General features: G+C 63.4%; 2 protein-coding genes. Both read left to right on the top strand.

The window, feature by feature from the left end; all coding sequences use genetic code 11:
• A partial coding sequence (locus H8F21_RS29195; protein WP_203585834.1) for a FecR domain-containing protein occupies positions 1 to 846 on the top strand: 846 nt, incomplete at its 5' end.
• Between the two features lie 91 nt (positions 847 to 937).
• Positions 938 to 1,214 (top strand): STN domain-containing protein (locus H8F21_RS29190; RefSeq protein WP_459565142.1); only part of this gene is annotated, 277 nt, incomplete at its 3' end.

Genomic DNA, 1,214 nt, shown 5'->3' with positions numbered 1-1,214 from the left:
CAATGGCTCAATGCCCACAGCGAACACCAGCGTGCCTGGGACCACATGCAGCGCGTCAACCAACGCCTACGCGGCATGCCCTCGCCCCTGGCCCACGCCGCCTTGAACGCGCCGACCTCCACCAGCCGTCGCCAGGCGCTCAAGCTGCTGTTGATCCTGGGGGCCGGTTCTGCCGCCGCGTGGAGCCTGCGCCAGCACCATATCCTGCCGCCACTGACCGCCGATTACCGCAGCCCGGTGGGCCAACGCCGCAAGGTGCAATTGGCGGATGGCAGCCAGTTGCAGCTCAATACCGGCAGTGCGGTGGATGTGCATTTCGATGGCCAGCAGCGGCTGATCCGCCTGCTTGAAGGCGAAATACTGCTGACCGGCGCCAAAGGCAGCACACCGCTCAACGTATTGACCGGCCAAGGCCTGCTCACCAGCCAGACGGCGCGGTTCAACGTGCGCCAATTCAACGACCACGCCCAACTGGCAGTGCTCGACGGCCAGGTCGAGGTGATGCCCAACACCTACAGCGGGCTGCCGCTGACGGTGCAGGCCGCGCACCAAGTCAACTTCACCCGCAAGGGCTGGGACACCCCGCGCCCTACTGATGCCAACAGCGGCGCCTGGGCCGACGGCATGCTAGTGGCTGCCCACATGCGCCTGGAAGATTTCCTCGGCGAACTGGGCCGTTATCGCCGGGGCCAGGTTAACTGCGACCCGCAGGTAGCCAACCTGCTCATCTCGGGCAGCTACCCACTGGACGACAGCGAGCGCATTCTCGACCTGCTGGAAGTCAGCCTGCCGGTCAAGGTGCGGCGCTTTACCCGCTATTGGGTCACCGTGCAGGCACGGGTTTAAATTCATTTGATAAAAGTGTGAGCCGTTTTCCACACCTCGCGTGACAGAGAAGGAAAGCCACCTTGATCCTTCCTTCTCAGGACCGCTCTTCATGCCCCAGCAACCGACGTTTCTTGCCCGTACTGTGCGCCAACTCCTACTCGGCGCCAGCCTGAGTCTTACTGTGCTGCCCGCAGCAATGGCCGCTGACGCCAAGCCCTATCACATCGCACCGTCGTCGCTGGAAGCCGCGCTGAATCAATTTGGCCGCGAAGCCGGCGTGTTGATTTCCTTCGGTTCCGAGGTGACTGCGGGCATGCAGAGCCGTGGTCTGTCGGGCAATTTCAGCACCGCCGAAGGCCTGCAAAAACTGCTGGAAGGCACCGGCC

The sequence above is a fragment of the Pseudomonas arcuscaelestis genome (assembly GCF_016881005.1).
Lineage (GTDB): Bacteria > Pseudomonadota > Gammaproteobacteria > Pseudomonadales > Pseudomonadaceae > Aquipseudomonas > Aquipseudomonas arcuscaelestis.
Note: the sequence above shows the minus strand (reverse complement) of the source record. Positions and strands in the feature narration are given on the sequence as shown.